Here is a 5,695-nt window from a genome sequence, read left to right as displayed (position 1 = left end):
GGCTTACGCGCTGTGGCAATGGGAAAAGCGCTGCCCGACGGCGATCCTGCCGGTCGACATGTTCCGCAACCGCAGTCTGGCCGCGCTCTTCACGCTCGCCGTGCTGGGCGGCTTCACGATGTTCTCGCTGCTGTTCTACGCGCCGCTGTTGTTCCAGGGCGGCTTCGGGATGTCGCCGAAAGAAGCGGGGCTCGTCATCACGCCGCTGGTCGTGTTCATTACGATCGGCAGTATCGTGAATGGGCGGATTGTGACGCGAGTGAAAAATCCGAACGCGATGCTTTCCGTGGGTTTCACGTTGCTCGCAGTGGCGTGTGTCGGCGTGGTTATCTCGACACACACCATGCCGCGCGCGATCCTCATGACGTTCATGCTGATGGGAGGTCTGGGACTCGGCTTCGTGATGCCGAACCTGACCGTGTTTGCACAATTGGCGGCGGGGCGCGCGCACCTCGGGATTGCAACCGCATTGCTGCAATCGCTGCGGATGATCGGCGGGATGCTCGGCACCGCGCTGACGGGAACGCTAATTAGCCATCTGTATGCAAGCGGCGTGCACCTCGCCCTCGATAAAGCAGGCGCCACGCGCTGGCTCCCCGACCTGAGCGATCCGCAAATCCTTATCAACCGCGAGGGCCAGGCTACGCTGCTGTCGCAACTGGCTACGGCCGGCCACAACGGCGCGATGCTGCTCGAATCCGCGCGTGAATCCCTGGTGGCTGCGATCCACATCGGCGTGGCGATGGCCGCTGTGATCGCGGTGTTGTCGGTCTGGCAAGCGCGTCGCGTGCCGCCGGTGCATCTAAAAAAGGGTGCGAAGGTCGAGCCCGCGGTGATGGCCGAATGATCGCCGTTCAGGAAAATCCGGAAGCGCACAGCATGGACCAAACGGAACGTATCGCGGTGATTCATCAATTCGGGCGGACGTATCGCGCGTTCATGCAGGCGTTCGAATCGCAGGTCGGCCAGCCGATGCCGCGCTGGCGCATCCTGGTCGCGTTGCACGAACATGCCGGGGAGTTGTCGCAGAAGAAGCTGGTGGAGCGACTGCGGATGGACCCGGGCGCGCTCACGCGGCAGTTGAAAGCGCTCGAAGCGCTTGGCTGGATTGCACGGAGTGTCGACCAGCGCGATAACCGGATCTCGAACGTCGTTCTCACCGAGGCGGGTCGTACGGTGGCGGAGGCAGGCATGCCGCGTCGAAACGCCTATTTGCACGACACCCTTTCGGCGCTCCCTGACGACGCCATTGTGGCGCTCTCCAGCGCACTGCACATGCTGGAGAAGCGTATTCAAGAGGTATCGGCGGAGGCGCCTGTCGACGACGCCTAGTCTGTTTTAGAAAAACGTCTCGATCACTTCTTTCACGCGATATTTCGCATCGACGACGAGGATTTGCCTCCATTTGTCGAAGGTCAGGCAGGGATGCGAGATGTCGAATGCGAGCAGATCGCCAACCTTGATGTCATCGCCCGGCTTGATCCGCAAATACGCGTGCTGGTCCATCATGCCGAAAATCTCCCAGCCTTCGTCCGCCGATACATCGCGCGGCCACTGCGTCCCTGGCCGGAAATGGCGCGCCGTCTCCGGCATGCCTGCGTCGAAGGCCGCGTCACGCTTGCCAAAACCGATGATCGCCCGGTCAGGCTCCGGAATCGACTGCACGTAGGCCCATAATTGCAGCGCCGGCTTAAGCCCTTCGCCCATTTTTTTTGCAATGGGATTGCGCGCGAAAATCTCGTTCTGCGCCTTTTTGTAGACGCCTACGTCGTGCGTCAAGTAACAGCCCGGGCGCAGCACGACTTCAATTTCGCTGCCGTTTGCCTTCGCGAATTCATCGGCGACGACGTCATACCATGCCGATCCGGCACCCGACAAAATGGCCGGCTGACGTGCGATTTTCCCGGCTTTGACCAGGCCTTGCGTTACCTCCAGTGCGTGCTTCAAGAACTCGCGCACCTGGGTTTCGTCCTTCAACACACCTTCGTAGATTTCGACGCCCGTTAACTGGACGTTGTTCGGCCAGCGGGCGATGGCGGCTAGCACGGCTTCATGCTGCGCGTCGTTGCGAATGCCCGTTCGGCCACCCAACACGCCCAGTTCCAGCAACACGTTCACCTGCTTGTTCACATCGCTGAAAAATGCGCCTAGCTGATCGACGTTGTCCGCCGAATCGACAATGCAATGGAATTCGAAGCCCGGATCGGTCAGCAATTCGGCGATCATGGCCATGTTGCGCTTGCCGACTAGCTGGTTAGCCAGCAGCACGCGCGGCACGCCACCACGATAAGCCGCGCGCACCTGATGCGCGGTCGCGAGCGTGATGCCCCACGCGCCGGCATCGAGCTGGCGGCGGAACAATTGCGGCGCCATCGTCGTCTTGCCATGCGGCGCCAGCTTCACGTGGTATTGCTCCACGAAAGCCTGCATCCACTTCAGATTGTGCTCGATTCGGTCCGCGTACAGGACAGCGGCCGGCAGGCTCACGTCCTCATCCAGCAAACTCCATTCAAGCCGCGCGGCGTCGGCCAGATGAATGCTGACGCCCGGGACCATGCCAAGACCCTTGCCGAAAGGATCGATCGTCGGGCTTTGATAGTTTGTAACTTTCATGTCATGCTACTCCATCGTTTGTTTGCATCAAGCCAGGGGGCTAGCTGACTATATTCAATGTACATCGAGGTTGACGCGACAATCGTACCGAAAGTACGATGCCTGAGAAAATGTTATTTAATACCATCTTAGCCGGAAAGGAAGCCATGAATGTGTCGCCCGAACCGCTCGCCTTTGACATCGTCGCGCGGATTGCCAAGCGCGCGCCGGAGTTGCGAACGGCTGAGCGGAAGGTTGCTGCGCTCATTCTCGACGATTTGACCGCTGCGGCGCGTTCTAGCATTGGCGAGTTAGCGAAAAAAGCCGAAGTCAGCATCGCGACCGTGACGCGGTTTGCGAAGGCGGTTGGGTGCGCCGATGTGCGCGAACTGAAGCTGCGGCTCGCGCAGGCGGCGGCCGTCGGCCAGCGTTTTCTGCGCGGCGACGCACCGGAAACCGACGATCTTCCCGACTCCCTTGCCACTCGCATTTTCGACGATATCCAGATTACGCTTGCCCACAATCGCAGCGCATTGCGCGCGGCGCCGATTGCTGCCGCAGCCGCTGCGCTCGCCGACGCGCAAATGATCTACGTGTTCGGCATGGGCGGCGGATCGACCGCTTTAGCCGATGAAATGCGTTTTCGCCTCGTGCGGCTCGGTCGGCCGGTGGCGTCGTATCAGGACGGTTTGCTGCAACGGATGGTCGCCGCGACGCTCTCGCGCGAACATGTGGTGGTGGCGTTATCGGTAACGGGGCAGACGCCGGAGATGGTCGAAAGCTGCAGGATCGCGCGGGAGTATGGCGCGCGCGTGATTGCGCTGACTGCGCCCGCGTCGCCGCTCGCGCAACTGGCCGACTGGCTGATTCCGATCATCGCGAACGAAACCGATTTTATTTACAAGCCGTCGACGTCCCGCTACGCCATGTTGATGGCGCTCGACCTGCTTGTGACCGAGCTTGCTGTGAAGCAGGGCGAGACGAGCCGCGAGCTCTTGCGGCGCATGAAACACGCGCTGGATGCTTATCGCGGCGGCGGTGTGGACGAGCGACAGCCGTTGGGCGATTGATCTAGTGTCCAGGCAACACGCGCGAATTTTCAGGGGATAAAGCATGACATCGGATGGAAAGCACGTCGATACGCTGATCAAAGGTGCGCGGGTGATCGATGGAACGGGCACGCCAGCGGTTCAGCGCGATGTGGGGGTTAAGGATGGCCGAATTGTCGCCATCGGCGAGCTAAGCGGATGGACGGCGGAGAACGTCGTGGAGGCGCAGGGGCGGGTGCTGGCGCCGGGTTTTATCGATGTCCATACGCACGACGACACCCATGTCATTCGATCGCCGCAGATGCTGCCGAAGATATCGCAGGGCGTAACGACGGTGATTGTCGGTAATTGCGGCATCAGTGCTTCGCCGGTGACGCTGAAGGGCGAACCGCCCGATCCGATGAACCTGCTCGGCGCGTTCGATGACTTTAAGTATCCGACCTTTGCCGCCTATATCGATGCGGTCAACCAGGCGCGGCCGGCCGTGAATGTGGGCGCGTTGATCGGGCACACGGCGCTGCGCAATAACCATATGGATCGGCTGGATCGCGGTGCGTCCGCGCAGGAAATCGACGGCATGCGCGCGCAGTTGGAAGAAGCGCTCGGGCATGGTGCGCTTGGGTTGAGCAGCGGTCTCGCTTACGGTTCGGCATTCAGCGCACCGCCGGAAGAAGTGATGGCGCTGGCCGAACCTTTGGCCCACGCCGGCGCGCTGTACACCACGCACATGCGCACCGAATTCGACGCGATTCTCGACGCAATGGACGAGGCGTATCAGGTCGGCAAGCACGCGCGTGTTCCCGTCGTGATCTCGCATTTGAAGTGCGCGGGGCCATCGAACTGGGGGCGCAGCGTCGAGGTGTTGAAGTCGCTTGAGAAGACGCGCGACGGCCAGCCGGTGGGATGCGATTGTTATCCATATAACCGGAGTTCGTCGACGCTCGATTTGAAGCAGGTGACCGGCGATATCGAGATCACGGTGACTTGGTCCGAGCCGCATCCGGAGATGGCGGGGAAGTTGATTTCCGCGATTGCGGCGGAGTGGGGCGTGACGCAGCAGGAGGCGGGCAAGCGATTGCAGCCGGCGGGGGCGGTTTATCACAACATGTCGGAAGACGATGTGCGGCGAATCCTGTCGCATCCGGCAACGATGGTCGGTTCAGATGGCTTGCCGAATGATCCGCTGCCGCATCCACGTTTATGGGGCGCGTTTCCGCGAGTGTTGGGGCATTACGTTCGCGAAACTTCATTGATGCCGTTGGAAGAAGCGGTGCGGAAGATGACGGGGATGACGGCTCGAAGATTTGGCTTGGCAGAGCGCGGCGAAGTGCGCGTGGGATATCACGCGGATCTGGTGCTGTTTGACTCCGATAAGGTCAGCGATACCGCGACGTTTGCTGAGCCGCGCCAAGCGGCTGATGGCATCGATGCGGTTTGGGTGAATGGGGTGCTTTCGTATCTTGACGGCGCGGTAACGGGCTTAAGGGCGGGACATTTTGTGGCGCGTGGCGAGGGTTCCAAGCTCGATGCGCAGGGTCATTTTTGATTATTTTGGAGTGTTGAAATGAAGCGATATGGCGTGGAAGGTGGAAAGGGGCAAGGCGGTGCGGTGATGCCGTTTTCGCGGGCTGTGGAAGCGGATGGCTGGCTTTTTGTTTCAGGCCAGACGCCGATGGAAAATGGCGAAGTGATCGGGGGTGGGATTGTTGCCCAGTCGCATAAGGCGATTCAGAATGTTTTCGCGATTTTGAAGGAGGCGGGATATGGCGCGGAGCATGTCGTGCGATGCGGCGTCTGGCTCGACGATCCGCGGGACTTTGCTTCGTTCAACAAGGTGTTCAAGGAATACTTCGGCGAGCATCCACCGGCACGCGCTTGCGTGGTTTCATCGATGGTGATCGATTGCAAGGTCGAGGTGGATTGCGTGGCTTATAAGAAGGCGGGCGGCTGATCGTGATGCGTTGCGTACGGCCTTGGAGGGACCGCGCCGCGCCTGCCTCGCGAACAGCGGAAGACCCAAGCAGGTAGTCAATAAGTTTCGTGAGCTATTGCAT

The 5,695-nt window shown here is 60.6% G+C and carries 6 protein-coding genes; 5 read left to right on the top strand and 1 reads right to left on the bottom strand.

The features are described 5' to 3' along the window. A partial coding sequence (locus tag WCA53_RS25405; RefSeq protein ID WP_423916918.1) for an MFS transporter occupies positions 1-847 on the top strand: 847 nt, incomplete at its 5' end. Positions 848-879: 32 nt separating this feature from the next. Then, positions 880-1,332, top strand: coding sequence for a MarR family winged helix-turn-helix transcriptional regulator (locus WCA53_RS25400; RefSeq protein ID WP_423916916.1), 453 nt, complete (start codon positions 880-882; stop codon positions 1,330-1,332). Positions 1,333-1,338: 6 nt separating this feature from the next. Here WCA53_RS25400 and WCA53_RS25395 read toward each other — a convergent pair whose 3' ends face one another. Next, positions 1,339-2,613: an amino acid deaminase gene (locus WCA53_RS25395; RefSeq protein ID WP_423916913.1), complete on the bottom strand. Its 1,275-nt coding sequence runs from the start codon at positions 2,611-2,613 to the stop codon at positions 1,339-1,341. A 146-nt stretch (positions 2,614-2,759) separates the two neighbouring features. On the opposite strand from WCA53_RS25395, the gene WCA53_RS25390 reads away from it, so the two are divergent. From WCA53_RS25390 to WCA53_RS25380, 3 genes are read left to right on the top strand one after another with little or no spacing between them, the layout of a single operon-like run. Next, the gene (locus WCA53_RS25390) at positions 2,760-3,662 is read left to right on the top strand and encodes a MurR/RpiR family transcriptional regulator (protein ID WP_423916910.1); all 903 of its coding nucleotides are present in this window, start codon (positions 2,760-2,762) and stop codon (positions 3,660-3,662) included. Between the two features lie 43 nt (positions 3,663-3,705). Beyond that, a complete protein-coding gene (locus tag WCA53_RS25385) occupies positions 3,706-5,187 on the top strand; it encodes an N-acyl-D-amino-acid deacylase family protein (protein WP_423916908.1) in 1,482 nt (493 codons plus the stop codon). A gap of 18 nt (positions 5,188-5,205) precedes the next feature. After that, positions 5,206-5,592, top strand: a complete 387-nt coding sequence (locus tag WCA53_RS25380) for a RidA family protein (protein ID WP_423916906.1) — start codon at positions 5,206-5,208, stop codon at positions 5,590-5,592. Positions 5,593-5,695 lie beyond the last annotated feature (103 nt).

This window comes from Caballeronia sp., from assembly GCF_049581465.1.
In the GTDB taxonomy this organism is placed as follows: Bacteria; Pseudomonadota; Gammaproteobacteria; order Burkholderiales; family Burkholderiaceae; genus Caballeronia.
Note: the sequence above shows the minus strand (reverse complement) of the source record. Positions and strands in the feature narration are given on the sequence as shown.